Source organism: Ruminococcus sp. FC2018, assembly GCF_000621805.1.
Classification (GTDB): Bacteria; Bacillota; Clostridia; order Oscillospirales; family Ruminococcaceae; genus Hominimerdicola.
Genome location: NZ_JHXH01000011.1, coordinates 1 through 15,261 on the forward strand (window position 1 = coordinate 1; position 15,261 = coordinate 15,261).

The 15,261-nt window shown below is 41.7% G+C and carries 14 protein-coding genes and 1 pseudogene; all 15 read right to left on the reverse strand.

The window, feature by feature from the left end; all coding sequences use genetic code 11:
* Positions 1 to 350 precede the first annotated feature (350 nt).
* On the reverse strand, positions 351 to 1,100 hold the full coding sequence (gene istB / locus T494_RS0108350; RefSeq protein ID WP_028504741.1) for an IS21-like element helper ATPase IstB: 750 nt from the start codon (positions 1,098 to 1,100) through the stop codon (positions 351 to 353).
* Positions 1,100 to 2,557: pseudogene (istA, locus tag T494_RS12730) on the reverse strand (IS21 family transposase); the annotation flags it as partial. The gene istB and the pseudogene istA, both read right to left, overlap by 1 nt.
* A gap of 535 nt (positions 2,558 to 3,092) precedes the next feature.
* Entirely contained in the window at positions 3,093 to 4,232 is a 1,140-nt protein-coding gene (locus T494_RS0108365; RefSeq protein ID WP_028505908.1) for a nucleotidyltransferase family protein, read from the reverse strand.
* Position 4,233: 1 nt separating this feature from the next.
* Positions 4,234 to 5,430 carry a capsular polysaccharide biosynthesis protein CapF gene (locus T494_RS0108370; protein WP_028505909.1) on the reverse strand — a complete coding sequence of 399 codons (1,197 nt, stop codon included), beginning with the start codon at positions 5,428 to 5,430 and terminating at the stop codon, positions 4,234 to 4,236.
* 13 nt (positions 5,431 to 5,443) lie between these two features.
* Entirely contained in the window at positions 5,444 to 5,917 is a 474-nt protein-coding gene (locus tag T494_RS0108375; protein WP_028505910.1) for a hypothetical protein, read from the reverse strand.
* Positions 5,917 to 7,077, reverse strand: coding sequence for a UDP-N-acetylglucosamine 2-epimerase (non-hydrolyzing) (gene wecB / locus T494_RS0108380; RefSeq protein WP_037344400.1), 1,161 nt, complete (start codon positions 7,075 to 7,077; stop codon positions 5,917 to 5,919). The genes T494_RS0108375 and wecB overlap by 1 nt, the downstream gene beginning before the upstream one ends.
* 27 nt (positions 7,078 to 7,104) lie before the next feature.
* Entirely contained in the window at positions 7,105 to 7,305 is a 201-nt protein-coding gene (locus T494_RS0108385; protein ID WP_028505912.1) for a hypothetical protein, read from the reverse strand.
* Positions 7,305 to 8,348: a polysaccharide biosynthesis protein gene (locus T494_RS0108390; RefSeq protein ID WP_028505913.1), complete on the reverse strand. Its 1,044-nt coding sequence runs from the start codon at positions 8,346 to 8,348 to the stop codon at positions 7,305 to 7,307. Before T494_RS0108390 ends, T494_RS0108385 begins: the two co-directional genes overlap by 1 nt.
* Before the next feature lie 18 nt (positions 8,349 to 8,366).
* Positions 8,367 to 8,975 carry a dTDP-4-dehydrorhamnose 3,5-epimerase gene (rfbC, locus tag T494_RS0108395; protein ID WP_028505914.1) on the reverse strand — a complete coding sequence of 203 codons (609 nt, stop codon included), beginning with the start codon at positions 8,973 to 8,975 and terminating at the stop codon, positions 8,367 to 8,369.
* Positions 8,975 to 9,859 (reverse strand): dTDP-4-dehydrorhamnose reductase, encoded by an 885-nt coding sequence (gene rfbD / locus T494_RS0108400; protein ID WP_028505915.1) that lies wholly within the window; start codon positions 9,857 to 9,859, stop codon positions 8,975 to 8,977. Before rfbD ends, rfbC begins: the two co-directional genes overlap by 1 nt.
* Before the next feature lie 2 nt (positions 9,860 to 9,861).
* Complete coding sequence (rfbB, locus tag T494_RS0108405) at positions 9,862 to 10,884, reverse strand: dTDP-glucose 4,6-dehydratase (protein WP_028505916.1); 1,023 nt, start codon at positions 10,882 to 10,884, stop codon at positions 9,862 to 9,864.
* A 1-nt stretch (position 10,885) separates the two neighbouring features.
* Positions 10,886 to 11,773 carry a glucose-1-phosphate thymidylyltransferase RfbA gene (gene rfbA / locus T494_RS0108410; protein ID WP_028505917.1) on the reverse strand — a complete coding sequence of 296 codons (888 nt, stop codon included), beginning with the start codon at positions 11,771 to 11,773 and terminating at the stop codon, positions 10,886 to 10,888.
* Between the two features lie 13 nt (positions 11,774 to 11,786).
* Complete coding sequence (locus T494_RS0108415) at positions 11,787 to 12,812, reverse strand: sugar kinase (RefSeq protein ID WP_028505918.1); 1,026 nt, start codon at positions 12,810 to 12,812, stop codon at positions 11,787 to 11,789.
* 11 nt (positions 12,813 to 12,823) lie between these two features.
* On the reverse strand, positions 12,824 to 14,401 hold the full coding sequence (locus tag T494_RS0108420; RefSeq protein WP_028505919.1) for an aldolase catalytic domain-containing protein: 1,578 nt from the start codon (positions 14,399 to 14,401) through the stop codon (positions 12,824 to 12,826).
* A complete protein-coding gene (kdsB, locus tag T494_RS0108425) occupies positions 14,401 to 15,186 on the reverse strand; it encodes a 3-deoxy-manno-octulosonate cytidylyltransferase (protein ID WP_028505920.1) in 786 nt (261 codons plus the stop codon). Before kdsB ends, T494_RS0108420 begins: the two co-directional genes overlap by 1 nt.
* Between the last annotated feature and the right edge of the window lie 75 nt (positions 15,187 to 15,261).

Sequence of the window (15,261 nt, forward strand, 5' to 3'; positions counted from 1 at the left end):
AAACTGCATATTCCGCTCCGTGAGTGCACATAAACCGTTCGTTTTGTGCATGGTTTCCGCTGAAACCGTGCACGGAGAACGCTTGAATTGTGCATGGATTCCGCGCGGTTGAGTATTGACAATATACATTGTGCCATGGTATCATTAGTATGCTTTTAGCCGTACAGGAGGATAAGGCAACGCAGGAGTGCGACCTGAGCGCCTGATACGGGGTTTAGCAAGGAGAGTGATGCCGGGTGCGTCACTCTTTTTTTATGCTTAAGCATAGACCCACTCTCCTTGGAAAACCTTAATGCGTTAAACTCATGACCGACGCAAGTCGGTCTGTTTGATGCAACGCAGGTGCCATATCAACCCTCTTCGTTCACACCTTTTCTCTTTCTCATCGATTCCTTGCAGTCGATAACTATCGTGTAAGAGTCGTGAACAATGCGGTCACATATCGCATCAGCCATTATTGGATCACCGATCTTTTCTCTCCAGCCCGGGATATCAAATTGAGAACAGAATATCGTAGATGCTTTCTTGTATCTGGTCTCAACTATCTCAAGGATATCTCTCGCCTCTGTTTCCCGAAGCGGATACAGTAGCCACTCGTCTATTATCAGAAGCGCCGGCTTTTTGAATTGCTGCATCGTTCTTGGAAAGGTTCCGTTGTTTCTTGCGATCGATAATTCCACGAGCAAGTCAGGCAGACGAATGTATCTCACACTCATAAAATTCCTTGCTGCCGCCATTCCCAATGCACATGCAAGATAAGTCTTGCCCGAACCTGTGGCGCCAAGGAGAATAACATTGTGATGCTGTGTAATGTAATTGCAGGCAGCCAGCCTTGTTATCTGGGCTTTATCGAGATTTCTGTCACTGTGATATTCAACATTCTCTATGCAAGCCTCTGTGTCAGAGAATCCGGCATTTTTGATCAGACGCTTCAAGTGATTGCTTTTCCTTGAAGTCCATTCACGGTCGACGATAAGTCCTATCCTGTCCTCAAAACTCAACGAGTTCATCTCTGGATCAGTTAGCTGCTCCCTTAGCGCCTTTGCCATCATTGTCATATGCATTTCCTGCAGCTTTGTGATCGTATTTCCTGTAAGCATCACTTTTTACCTCCATAATACTCGTTTCCTCTTGTAAATCCGTATTTTGAAGAGTTAGTGACCGCCTGTGGCTTGTCTTGCTTGTCCTGCCCGGAGGCCAGAATAGCCTGAACATTTTTAAGCGATGGCCTCGGCGTAAAAGTTAATGCCTTTCTGCAGGCATTTTCAAGCCTTTGAGGAGTATACTTGTCAGATAGCTTCAATAGTCCCATACAAGCCTTGTAGCCTTGCTGTTCGACCTTGTACCCGGATAAGATGGCACAAACAACAGTTCTGGTGTTCTGACCGATCTTGCCTGCCCAGCTGATAAATCTTTCTGAGTTCCACTGCAGATACTGCTGATGCTTTTCAGGCATATGACTCTCGGTAGTACTGTACTGATTCTTCCTGCCATACAAACGTATGTGTGAGCATATCCTGCTGCCATTGAAAAACACTTCAACAGCGCTGCGTGTGAGTCTGACATCGACCTTTTGCTTGATGTATTCATACGGGACAGAATAATTCATACCGTCAACTGAGATATGATAATTCGGACCAACTGTTGCGACCTTCCACACCGACAATTCATAGGGATGTGCAGGCAGCGGCAGTAAAAACGGCTTTTCCTGTTCATATTCGCTTGCTCTGCTGCCGTCTCTCTTCTGGAAAGGCTTATGATTGAACTCATAAAGCCTTTCATGGACAGCCTCATTCAATTCTGACAACGAAAGGAACTTTCGGTTTCTTAGTGCAGCCAATATGAATGTTGAAATGACGCCTACCGTGCCCTCTACCATAGCTTTATCCTTTGGAGCACGGACACGGGCCGGAAGAACAGCTGTACCATAATGCTCAGCCAGCTCCTGATAAGACTTGTTAAGTTCTATTTCATTTCGCCCATGATGCAGCACACCGGTTTTCAGGTTATCACACTGAATTATCCTTGCAACACCGCCGAAATACTTGTATGCATTCACATGTGCTGCTGTCCAGCTCTGCTGATCCATAGATAAAAAGCCTTCGACATAAGCATAACCGCTATATGGGAGTACAGCAACGAAAACGTACACCGGGATCAGTTCGCCTGTATCGGTATCAACAATAGATGCTGTATCTCCCGCCCAGTCTACCTGCATCATCTCACCGGGCTTATGGTTCAGATGCATAGACGGATTTGACTTTGCCAGATATTCTCTGTAATACTTGTTGAACTGTGTAGACTGATAAGGAACTTCACCTGATGACAGGCATTTTTCGCAGTATTCCAGCCACAGCAGGTTGAGTGTTACGCCGTCTTTCATCATTTCTTTTGCTACATACGCATAATCCGGCATTTTGTACACAGTCTTCATAGCTGCTGACGGGTACAAGGTTTGAGCAAGCATAACATCTGTCATTCCGGGTGGAAGCGGATATCTGAGCCCTTTTTCCTTTGCTCTGCGCAGCACTTCTGCAACTGTGTTCCTGGAACAGCCTACGCTTGCGGCTGTTTCCTATTTGTTCATCCCGAGTGATTGAAGCCTCAGGATCTCACGATAATTGGTCATTTCTATGACCTCCTTTTGTTGAATTCACGCAATTTGCGTGTATCAACATTTTACCGCAGGATCTTTTGCCGTTCAACTATATGCACAATGGTGCGGCGAGCATGCACGGTTTAAGCGTTTTGTATGCACAATTCGTGCGGTTTTAACGCTCGTTTTTATGCGGAATATTCAGCAAACGAACAAAACGATATAATAATTAAACAACTATATAAACAAAAACTACAAAACGAAGAAATAATACAACATCTAAGAACCATTACAAATAACAAAACAGAACAGCCTACCGAACTGCAAAACAATAATATATATGACTTTAGAAATGAAATAAACGGATTTCAAAACTACTATAATGACAACACACTATACAACGATCATATGCAACAATAGCCCTGTGAGATAGTCAGCTGGCTACCCTTCACAGGGCTATTGTTTTATAAGGGTTTGCACGATATGATTTGAATTATTATATCTTTCTTAATGCGCTAATCTCAGCTTTTGCACGGCTACGTTTGCTTGTAAATATAGATCCGATCCTGTAAAAGAACAGTAGCGGTAAGCGTGCTTTGCTCTTGTAAAACCACGGATAATAGCTTGCAAAGATTCTGTATTTTTCGTTCTTCTCTGAAACCGGCACCATTAAACGTTGGCAGATATACTTTATTTTCTCAAAGTGACCATTATTATTTTTTTTGATCGTATTGCTGACTATGTTATCGATTGTACCGTAAGTCCCTGAAAAAATGATGTAATCAAACATTTTGCACTCCCCTGCTGTGAGTTTCTTCCCACCGAGAAGATGTAAAGAAAGATCACGGGTTTGCTTTTCGTACTCTGCGATACCGAGTTTTTCACATTCATTTTCAATGTATTTCATATCAAGCTTACCAGCATAGTGATTCAAGTATACATATGTGTCAACAAGTGAACGAAGTCCTGTGCCGCCACTTGAATAATGCTTATAGTTATGGGCAGTTATGTAAATATAGAAATCCTCAACAGAAAGATGATATCCGTAGCCGTTTTCGCTGTCCTTTATTACCTTTTGAAATATATTGGAGAAATACGTATAAAACTCTTCCTGGTGCCAATCACCAAACAATTCTGTATGTATCTCAAAATTACATACGGGCGATTTATAATATATATCATGATTTCCAGAATCGAAATTCTTGGTTTTAAACCCGAAGGACTGCATGATCGTGCGCACATCTTCAGCGCGAATCTTATCAAAAAGTATATCATTATCTGCCATTTGACGCATACCAATTTGTGGATACAGATCTTTGATAAGTATGCCTTTAAGTGGCATATACCAGATGCAAGCCTTTTCAAGCTCTGCAAGGACGTTTTCACGCTCTGCATCAAGGATGATCGTTTTCCTAATCGCTTTGTTCTTCTCCTCTTCAAAGTCCTTGTCATAGATACCAGCGGACTCCAAAGCATACGCTGCAATAGCGGTCAGCGAATGCCCCTTTGCAACCACAAACAAGCCCGATAAGTCCATCTTATCGAGCTTTTCTTTTGCGGGTGTTTTTTTATTCAGTATACATCTGATAAGGTACATAAGATAGTATGCGTTTTGCTTGTAGTCGTGCTTGGTCATATTACACTATCTCCCCAAACGTATCCGGCCTCTGCGGATCAAACAATTCATTCGCCCACATCACCGTGACCAGATTCTCCGTCTCGGAAAGATTTATTATGTTGTGCGTATACCCTGGCAGCATATGTACCGTCTCAATCTTATCACCTGAAACCTCGAACTCAATGACCTCATCGGAGCCGATCTTCCTCTCCTGGATAAGCCCGTGACCGGCAACAACTATGAAGAATTCCCACTTTGAGTTATGCCAATGCTGGCCTTTGGTGATTCCCGGTTTCGAGATATTTACGCTGAACTGACCGCAGTTTGCGGTCTTAAGCATTTCAGTGAAGCTTCCTCTTTCATCGCAATTCATCTTCAGCGGGAAGCTGACCTTTTCCTTCGGAAGATAACTCAGATATGTTGAGTAAAGCTTTTTGGCAAAGCTGTTATTTGGTATCTGCGGCATTACGAGAGTATCAGGCTGTGCTTTGAAACTCTCAAGTAAATCAACGATCTCACCGAGTGTGACCTTGTGTGTTGTAGGTACAAAGCAGAACTTGCCGTCAGCATCTGCAGCGGGAACAAGTTCCTCATAATTGCAGCGGTTCGGCTTGCCCTCAAGGCAGTTGTACATCTCTTCAACGAGGTCATCTATGTACAGCAGCTCAAGCTGAGTGCTTCTGTCGTTGACTTGGATAGGCAGATCGTTTGCAATATTGTTGCAGAATGTCGCAACAGCACTGTTATAGTTAGGTCTGCACCACTTGCCGAACAGATTCGGGAAACGGTACACATACACCTTCGCACCCGTCTCTTTAGCGTAGTCGAAGAACAGGTTCTCCCCTGCCAGCTTGCTTCTGCCGTACTCACCGTCATACCTGCCAATAAGCGTCGCCTGCAAGGAACTTGACAGCATTATCGGGCACTTATTGTTGTGCTTTTTGAGTGTGTCGAGCAGCGTGCTTGCAAAGCCGAAATTGCCCTGCATAAACTCCGCTGTGTCCTTTGGACGATTGACCCCTGCAAGGTTAAACACAAAGTCAGCTCTCTCGCAGTATGTGTCAAGCAGCACAGGCTCGGTGTCGATATCGTACTCGTAGATCTCATCGATCTTGATGTTCGGACGAGTGCGATTCTTGTTTTCTTTTATGTTTTTGAGATTGGCAACAAGGTTCTTACCGACAAAACCTTTTGCACCTGTAACGAGTATGTTCATAACTAATAAACCCTTATTCTTCATTAATAACTAAACTACAGTTTTCAAATATCTCACATTTTACATTTTCATATATAATACTTTCATCAATAATCTTTGATATACAATCATCAATATGAAACACTATATTAGGAATTAATAAAGTAGCAACATAGATCAATTCATTCTTTGAAACTGTTGTTTGTAGTTCACAATTAAAGTTCGTATGGTGAATTGGCTTAGCACTTAAGCTCATTCCATTACTCGTCTTAATTAATGAAGTTTGACCAGCTGAAAACTCATCATTATCGACTTTGTTGATAGATAACTCATCAATATATAATGTTTGATTAGTACCTCTCATTCCATTTTTCAAAAGATCCCCTAATGTTTCCATTGATGCAGAATTAAAAATAAGATATTCAATTTCTATTTCTTTTCCACTGGTTTTTTTTATTGCCTTACCGTCAAACTGATTATTATCTAAATATGCATAATTATAATTCATCAATTCTTTCTCCAAACCATCTTATTGACAACGCCTGTGTACGACTGGATTATCTTAACGACCTTATCGGATACGTTCTCGTCAACATAATCGGGAACCGGGATTCCGAGGTCGCCGTTCTTGTTCATCTCAACAGCTGTGTCAACAGCCTGCAGCAGTGACTTTTCATCGATGCCTGCGAGCACAAAACAAGCCTTGTCAAGAGCCTCGGGGCGCTCGGTGCTTGTCCTGATGCAAATTGCAGGGAACGGATGACCAACGCTTGTGAAGAAACTGCTTTCCTCAGGCAGCGTACCGCTGTCGGAAACTACCGCAAACGCATTCATCTGCAGGCAGTTATAATCGTGGAAACCGAGAGGCTCGTGCTGGATAACTCTCTTATCCAGCTTGAAGCCGCTTGCTTCAAGACGTTTTTTAGAGCGGGGGTGACAGCTGTAAAGTATCGGCATATCGTATTTTTCAGCCATCTTATTTATCGCATTGAAAAGACTCATAAAGTTCTTCTCAGTGTCGATGTTCTCCTCACGGTGAGCAGAAAGCAGAATGTACTTTCCTTTCTCCAGACCGAGCTTTTTATGAACTTCGCTTGCTTCAATCTTAGCAAGATTACTGTGCAGAACTTCCGCCATTGGCGAGCCTGTAACGTATGTGCGCTCCTTTGGCAGACCACAGTCGGCAAGGTATCTTCTTGCGTGCTCGGAGTATGCCATATTCACATCGCTGATGATGTCAACGATTCGGCGGTTAGTTTCCTCAGGCAGGCACTCATCCTTGCATCTGTTGCCCGCTTCCATATGGAAAATGGGTATATGCAGACGCTTTGCACCGATGACCGACAGACAGCTGTTTGTGTCGCCGAGAACGAGCACAGCGTCAGGTTTTATCTCAGCCATAAGCTGATAACTCTTTGCTATGATGTTGCCCATTGTCTCGCCGAGGTTGTTGCCCACAGCGTTCATATAAACCTCAGGATCATCAAGCTCAAGGTCATGGAAGAACACGCCGTTAAGGTTGTAATCGTAATTCTGACCTGTGTGAGCAAGTATGGTATCAAAGTATTTGCGGCACTTCTTGATAACAGCCGCAAGACGGATTATTTCAGGTCGGGTGCCGACTATTATCATTAGTTTGAGTTTGCCGTTATCTTTCCAAATTGTCATAGAGCGTTTCACCTTTCAAAAGCAGCATTAATCAAATCCAAGAGACACATAATTTCCGCATTCATCGCATAGAATCTTTATTTCTTTTATTTTTGATTCTTTATCATATTCATCATCTGAAAAGCGGAATCGCTTTGTATCAAGATAATCCCTAAATTGTATATATTTCTTTTTGGGGGCGGACATTGTAACTTCATTTCCGCATTCGCATTTTATAGTTAGTGTCATTATTCTCCCCCCATCTTGGCAAGCTCGTCCTGTATGTATGGGAGTGAAGCTATTTTCGCCTTCGTTTCTTCTACATTCAAAATACGGGTATTATTGGAATTAAACTCCGAAAGCGTAACACGCTTTTCGTCTCCCTCCTTGAAATACTTATCGTAATTCAGTCCACGATTATCGGCAGGCACACGATAAAAATCACCCATATCGATTGCTTTTGCACATTCCTCGTTGGTAAGAAGTGTTTCATACATCTTTTCACCGTGACGGATGCCTATAACCTTGATATCCTCTTTCTTTCCGCCAAACAGCTCGCAGACTGCTTCTGCCTGTGTCTGAATCGTGCAGGCAGGTGCTTTCTGGATAAGCAGATCGCCGTTTTCTCCGTGTTCAAAAGCAAACAGAACAAGATCAACGGCCTCATCAAGAGACATTATGAAACGTGTCATTTTAGGCTCTGTAAGTGTAATAGGATTGCCGTTTCTTATCTGGTCGATCCAAAGCGGGATAACAGAACCACGGCTGCACATAACGTTGCCGTAACGGGTGCAACATATCTTTGTATTACCTGAGTATCTCGATTTTGCAACAGCAATTTTTTCCTCGATAGCTTTGGTGATTCCCATAGCATTTATCGGGTATGCTGCCTTGTCAGTCGAGAGACAAATGACGCTCTTTACGCCCGCCTCGATAGCGGCATTCAGCACGTTTTCTGTGCCAATGACATTGGTGCGAACAGCCTCCATCGGGAAAAACTCGCACGAAGGCACTTGCTTGAGCGCAGCTGCGTGGAATATGTAATCAACGCCGTGCATAGCAGTACGGCAGCTCTCCAGCGAACGAACATCGCCAATGTAGAACTTGATCTTATCAGCTACTTCGGGATACTTAGCCTGATACTCGTGGCGCATATCGTCCTGCTTTTTCTCATCACGGCTGAATATCCTTATTTCACCGATATCGGTCTTCAAAAAACGGTTAAGAACAGCATTACCAAAACTGCCTGTTCCACCGGTTATCATTAGGGTTGAATCTTTAAATAGACTCATTATTATTCCTCCAAGAAACTAAAATGAAAATGTATCTTTAATTCCCGACCACTTCTGATCCTTATCACTCAGATTGAGCTTTGTCCCATCAGTCAGCGTATACCCTTCAGCACTTGCTGTGCCGTTATATTCACCTTTTACTTCGGGCCATTCAATAGCTATTTGTGGATCATTCCAAGCCATTCCACCCTCATCGTTGGGATGATAGAAGTCGTCACATTTGTAGCAGAACTCAGCCACATCAGATAGTACAAGGAAACCGTGTGCAAAGCCCTTGGGTATAAGGAATTGCTTTTTGTTTTCCTCTGTCAGTTCAACTCCGTACCACTTGCCGTATGTATCACTGCCGCTTCGTAAGTCTACAGCTACATCAAATACCCTGCCCTTTATGACTCTTACAAGCTTTGTTTGCGGATACTGCTTCTGAAAATGCAGACCTCTGAGAACTCCCTTCGTTGAACAGCTCTGATTGTCTTGAACAAAGATAATGTCAATACCTGCCTCCTGCATATCTCGCTGGCTGTAGGTTTCCATAAAGTATCCCCTGTTATCACCATGAACAGCGGGAGTTATTACGCAGAGTCCTTCAATTCCTCCAACATTCTTTTCTACTTTTATCTGTCCCATCAGTACTCTATCTCCTTTAGATATCTTGAAAGTGCATCCTGCCAGGTAGGCAGGGTTTTAAAACCGTTATTTGTTAATTTTGACTTATCAAGTCTGCTGTTAAAAGGCCTTTTGGCTTTACTCAATCCATATTCAGCTGTTGTAACAGGAGTTACTTTTGTGGTATAGCCTGCTTGCCTGTAGATCTCGCAAGTGAAATCGTACCAGCTTATATATCCACCTTCGTTTGTAGCATGATAATAACCGTACTTATCCGTTTCTGCCATATCAACAAGCAGCCTTGCAAGGTCAAATGTATATGTTGGCGTGCCAATCTGGTCGTTTACTACACGAACCTCCGGGTGTTTCTTACCCACATTCAGCATAGTTTTGATAAAGTTCTTCCCGTTCTTGCCAAAGACCCAGGCAATACGAACAATGTAGTACTTGTCCAGTGTTTGTGAAACTGCAAGTTCACCGTCAAGTTTAGACTGACCGTAAACGCAAAGCGGTGCGTAGTCCTTGCAATCAGGCTGCCAGGGCTCTGTGCCTTCGCCGTTGAAAACATAGTCGGTAGAAATGTATATCATCTTGCAGTCTGCTGCTTTGCAAGCTTCTGCTATAAACTTTGTGCCATTTGCATTTATTGCAAAGACCTTGTCTTTGTTTTCAGCGTCCTCAGCTGCATCTACAGCTGTCCACGCAGCACAGTGGATGACTGCATCAGGCTTTGTTTCGGATATTACCTTTTCTACAGCCTGTTTATCTGTAATGTCAAGCTTTATGTAGTTGTCGTCATCTTTATCAATGATATCGCTGCCAATTGCCTGATGTCCACGATTTTTAAGCTCGTTTATCACATCAAAGCCAAGCTGACCTCCAACACCTGTTACTAATACTTTCATATCTATTTTCTGTCTCCATACATCTTCTCATAGTAATTCCGGTACTCGCCGCTGATGATAGTTTCCCACCAATCACGGTTGTCAAGGTACCATTTGATTGTTTTCTTTATGCCGTCTTCAAACTTTGTTTCAGGCAGCCAGCCAAGTTCGTTATGTATCTTGGTCGGGTCGATAGCATATCGCATATCGTGTCCTTTTCTGTCCGTAACGTGGGTGATAAGGCTCTCGGGCTTGCCAAGCTCCTTACAGATCAGCTTGACGATGTCGATATTGCGCATCTCGTTATGGCCGCCAATATTATAGACCTCGCCTACTCTGCCCTTATGGATAACAAGGTCTATCGCTTTGCAATGATCCTCAACGTACAGCCAATCCCTTACATTAAGTCCCTCGCCGTATACCGGAAGAGGTTTATCGTTAAGACAGTTTGCTATCATCAGTGGTATCAGTTTCTCGGGGAAATGATACGGACCGTAGTTGTTTGAACAGCGGCTGATCGTTACAGGCAGACCGTATGTCCTGTGATACGCAAGCACCAGAAGGTCTGCACCTGCTTTTGAACTGCTGTAAGGAGAACTTGTATGTATCGGAGTTTCCTCTGTAAAGAACAGATCCGGTCTGTCAATGGGCAGATCGCCGTACACCTCATCTGTCGATACCTGGTGATAACGCTGTATGCCATACTTTCGACAAGCGTCCATAAGCGTTTGCGTTCCGATGATATTAGTCTGCAAAAAGATACCCGGATCTTCGATCGACCTGTCAACATGGCTCTCCGCAGCGAAGTTCACCACGATATCTGGGTGCTCCTCCTCAAACAGCTTGTTGACCGCTTCCATGTCGCATATATCAGCCTTTACAAACCTGAAATTCGGATTATCCATTACAGGCGCAAGTGTACTCAGGTTCCCTGCGTATGTAAGCTTGTCCAGGCATATGATCCTGTAATCAGGATATTTTTTCAGCATATGAAATACAAAATTGCTTCCGATAAATCCGGCTCCGCCGGTAACTATTATTGTCATATCAATACCTCACCTTTCCCTCTGCAACAGCTTTAAGATGCGCACCGTACGGAGACTTGCCGTATCTCTGTGCAGACTCCATAAGCTTATCCTTATCGATCCACTTGTTTATGTAAGCAATCTCTTCGGGTGCAGAGATCGTGATGCCCTGTCTCTTGGATATCATCTGAACAAAGTCTGCAGCTTCAACAAGACTGTCCATCGTGCCGGTATCAAGCCATGCAAAACCACGACCAAGCAGCTGAACATCAAGCAGTTCATCGCCAAGGTACATATCATTGAGCGTCGTTATCTCAAGCTCACCTCGATCAGACGGCTTAACAGCGTTTGCTCTTGCAGATACTCCCTTGGGATAAAAATACAATCCCGTAACAGCATAATTAGACTTCGGCTGTGCAGGCTTTTCTTCAATGCTCAGAGCCTTGCCGTTCTCATCGAACTCAACAACACCGAAACGCTCGGGGTCGTTTACATAGTAGCCGAAGACAGTAGCACGATCATTCTCTTCCGCATTTTTCTTTGCAGCACGAAGTATCGTTCCAAAGCCGTTACCATAAAATATATTATCTCCAAGAACCATTGCACAAGCATCATCGCCGATGAATTCTTCACCAAGGATGAATGCCTGAGCAAGTCCGTCAGGAGACGGCTGGACCTTGTACTGCAAGCTGATACCAAACTGAGAACCGTCACCGAGAAGGTTCTCAAATCGTGGAGTATCCTCGCGTGTAGATATTATGAGAATGTCTTTGATCCCGGCAAGCATAAGCGTGCTCAAAGGGTAATATATCATTGGTTTGTCGTATACCGGCAACAACTGCTTGCTTGTTACCATTGTCAACGGATAAAGCCGTGTGCCGGCACCGCCGGCGAGAATTATGCCTTTCATAAATTTCCCCATTTCATCTTTGAACTCGTCCGTTTCCGCCACTCTCAAGCAATTTATTTACATCTTCTATAGTTGTTCTGTTGTAATCGCCCTCAATAGTTTGCTTCAAACAACTAGCTGCAGTGGCAAACTCTATAGTTTCTTGGCAATTAAACCCTGATACTAATGCATATATGAGACCAGCTGCAAAACTGTCTCCTCCTCCAACCCTGTCAACTATCTGTATGTCATATTCTTTTGAAAAATAACTTTGTGATGTATTTGAATCATATAGCATAGCTCTCCATCCGTTCAAGCTAGCCGAATAACTCTTCCTTAATGTGGTAGCTACATATTTACAACCGTAAATGGAATGAATCATTTTTGCATTATTAATATAATCTGTTTCGCTCAAACATCCACAATCGACATTTGATTGATATGATTCTATTCCTAACGCTTTTTCAGAATCTTCTTCATTACATATGCACACATCAACATATTTCATTAATGGTTTCATATACCTTTGAGCTTTTTCAGGCGTCCACAGCTTTGACCTATAATTCAGATCGCATGAAACAATCAAACCTTTTTCCTTTGCCTTTTTGCATGCATCTAAACAAACATCTGCGAGATTGTCTGACAATGCAGGATTAATGCCAGTCCAGTGAAACCAATTCGAAGATTCAAAGATTCCATCCCAATCGAACTCCTCTTTACTTGCTAATGAAATCGCAGAACCGACGCGATCATATATTACCCTTGATGGACGTTGTGCTGCACCTTTTTCCAAATAGTACAACCCCATCCGTCCTTCTCCATAACTAATCTCTGAAGTGTCTACTTTGAAATAGTCAAGAGAATGTGCGGCCGCATGTCCTATGTCAGAATTTGGAAGTTTAGTAACAAACATCGAGTCAATTCCAAAGATAGATAGTGAAACAGCAACATTAGCCTCTCCTCCACAAAATGTCGCTTCCAAACTATCCTTCTGAAAGAGCTTTGTATATCCTGGTGCTGCCAAACGAAGAAGGAGCTCACCAAATGTTACAACTTTCATATTATCGTCTCCTATATCACAACGTATTTTGGCGTAGTAATTAATTCTATATCAATCTCTTTGCCCAACTCTTTCAATACAGACACTATGCCGTTATTCTTTTTTTCAGCAAGTTCTTTTTCTGTATAATAATTCATTCTCTGATCCGCATAGTTTTCTTCTTGATTAACTGAATATCCATCCATACCAGCAATCAGGATTTTCTTCACTCCTAGTGTTAATAGCAGTTTTGCGAGCATGAGCCCAGCATTATCTTTTACTGCCTCAACAGTATTCAACAAATCCTTATATCTAACCTGCAAAAAAACATCTACAGTTGGTATATTAGATGTAACAATACTCTTAAACCTCTTCCCAGCTGGAAGATCACGAAAACGTCTCAAATTACTAACGAACAAATAATCCGTTATGTTTTCGTCATAATCATAATTTATGCTTATCACCACAACGTCGTCTTGATATGCATAACTAATAATCTTTTCTTTCTCAAATATTGAACTTTTTCCTGGCGCAATCATTAATACTCGTTTTCCTGCTAAGCGTTCCCTTAGTTCAGACAAATGCTCAACTTGAATGTGTTCTTTTGCTTGATATTTTAAATATAAATCTTCTATATATGACTTATCAAACGATGTTTTCTTTTCAACATCCATCATACCAAATATATCATTCATCTCTTCAAAAGTAAGTGTTTTTTTCGAATCAAGATACGCTGCATAATTTGGATGTGCATTGTATGATGCGGAAATATAATTGGGAAGAGAATATCCCCAATAATGCCTTTCATAGAATGGAGTTAGTATCTTATCAACAATAGACAACAAAGGATTAATAAAGTAGTCCTTTTCGGCATTTTCATTAAGATAACCTACAAATAATTCTGTATTTAGATTACCTGCACCGCGTCCCATACCCATTATTGAAGAATCAATTATGAGTCTACGATTGGTTTGTACCATAGTCAAGCTTTGAGCATTAGAAAATGCAAGTTGCATATTATTGTGGCAATGAAATCCAATACATATTTTATCATTCAAGTTATGTTCAACCATATAGAATAATCTTATCAAATCCTTTTTCTTCATCATTCCAAAACTATCTACAATATAAAATGCATAGGGGTCAAATTCATTTACACAACGAATAAGCGATAAAAACTCTTCATCAGAGTAGCTAAGCGAGACCATGGCCTGAACAAAAACAAGATAACCTTTTTCTTTAATCCGTTTGCACACTTCTAATGCATCACGTAAATCTTTTTTGTGAAATGCTACTCGAATACCGTCAACAGACGAACTATCATAATTTGGCAGATTATCAATATCATATTCACCATAATTCATCATTACAACGAATTTTTTACTTTCACGATTTTTAGGAATAATACTGGCTACCTCATTAAGACCATTGAATTTTGTTGAGTTTTGATCGTAAACCTCTTTACCAGAAATAAATCCACATTCGATAATCTCAACATTTGCTGTTACCAATCCGCTTACAATTTGTTTGGCATTCTCGAATCCAAAGTTCCAGTCATTACAATATCCTCCATCACGTAACGTACAATCTAAAACCTGTATTTTATTCATCAAGCATCACTTTTGGCGGTATTATTCACCGCTATTTCTCCTTTTTGAAGTTTTGAGGCAACAATTGTCCTGACTCTTTCCAAATCATTCGGTGTGTCTACGGCAACTGTCTCCGAATCCACCTCAACATACTGAACTTTATAGCCATTCTCAATGAACCGAAGGATTTCTATATCTTCAATAGCTTCTAATTTAGCCTTGCCATATTTAATACCATAATCGCAGTAGAAATTTAATGCTTCTGGTTTGAATCCATATACACAAACCTGCTTATAATATGAATAGTCAATACTACCTTTCGGATAAGGGGCAGTGGTACGAGTAAGGAAAACGCCTATCCCATCCTTATTTGTAAGAACCTTAGGAACTGTACAATTGACCAAATCCACAGGATCTTTAATCTTGGTCATCAGGTTAGAAACCTGAAGATGAGAATTATTATAAAATGGTTCAATAGCCGCTTTAATTGTAGATGATTCAAGAAGCGGTTCATCGCCTTGAATATTTACTATTAAATCTGCAGGAATTCTTCTAGCTACTTCACCTATACGGTCAGTTCCTGTTTTGTGCGATTCCGAAGTCATTATTACTTCTATATTCAATGACATACACACATCAAAGATTTCCTGACTATCAGTTGCCACATATACTTCATGAAAATCATCTACTTTTTTACACTGTTGATATACCCACCATATCATTGGTTTGCCACAAATATCAGCCAAAGGTTTACCCGGAAAGCGGGATGATTTATACCGTGCAGGGATAACGCCTATTATTTTCATAACTAACTCCTATCTATACTTAATCACAAGTATTGTCAAATTAAACAGTTTTATTATCTAAAAAAACTTTTGAAA

Coding starts and splice junctions, on each gene's coding strand:
- rfbC (WP_028505914.1), bottom strand. CDS start 8,975: ATGGGACAGATAAAAGTAGAAAAGAATGTTGGAGGAATTGAAGGACTC.
- rfbB (WP_028505916.1), bottom strand. CDS start 10,884: ATGACAATAATAGTTACCGGCGGAGCCGGATTTATCGGAAGCAATTTT.
- wecB (WP_037344400.1), bottom strand. CDS start 7,077: ATGACAATTTGGAAAGATAACGGCAAACTCAAACTAATGATAATAGTC.
- T494_RS0108415 (WP_028505918.1), bottom strand. CDS start 12,812: ATGAAAGTTGTAACATTTGGTGAGCTCCTTCTTCGTTTGGCAGCACCA.
- T494_RS0108370 (WP_028505909.1), bottom strand. CDS start 5,430: ATGAACATACTCGTTACAGGTGCAAAAGGTTTTGTCGGTAAGAACCTT.
- T494_RS0108375 (WP_028505910.1), bottom strand. CDS start 5,917: ATGAATTATAATTATGCATATTTAGATAATAATCAGTTTGACGGTAAG.
- T494_RS0108390 (WP_028505913.1), bottom strand. CDS start 8,348: ATGAGTCTATTTAAAGATTCAACCCTAATGATAACCGGTGGAACAGGC.
- kdsB (WP_028505920.1), bottom strand. CDS start 15,186: ATGAAAATAATAGGCGTTATCCCTGCACGGTATAAATCATCCCGCTTT.
- rfbA (WP_028505917.1), bottom strand. CDS start 11,773: ATGAAAGGCATAATTCTCGCCGGCGGTGCCGGCACACGGCTTTATCCG.
- T494_RS0108420 (WP_028505919.1), bottom strand. CDS start 14,401: ATGAATAAAATACAGGTTTTAGATTGTACGTTACGTGATGGAGGATAT.
- T494_RS0108365 (WP_028505908.1), bottom strand. CDS start 4,232: ATGACCAAGCACGACTACAAGCAAAACGCATACTATCTTATGTACCTT.
- rfbD (WP_028505915.1), bottom strand. CDS start 9,859: ATGAAAGTATTAGTAACAGGTGTTGGAGGTCAGCTTGGCTTTGATGTG.
- istB (WP_028504741.1), bottom strand. CDS start 1,100: ATGCTTACAGGAAATACGATCACAAAGCTGCAGGAAATGCATATGACA.
- T494_RS0108385 (WP_028505912.1), bottom strand. CDS start 7,305: ATGACACTAACTATAAAATGCGAATGCGGAAATGAAGTTACAATGTCC.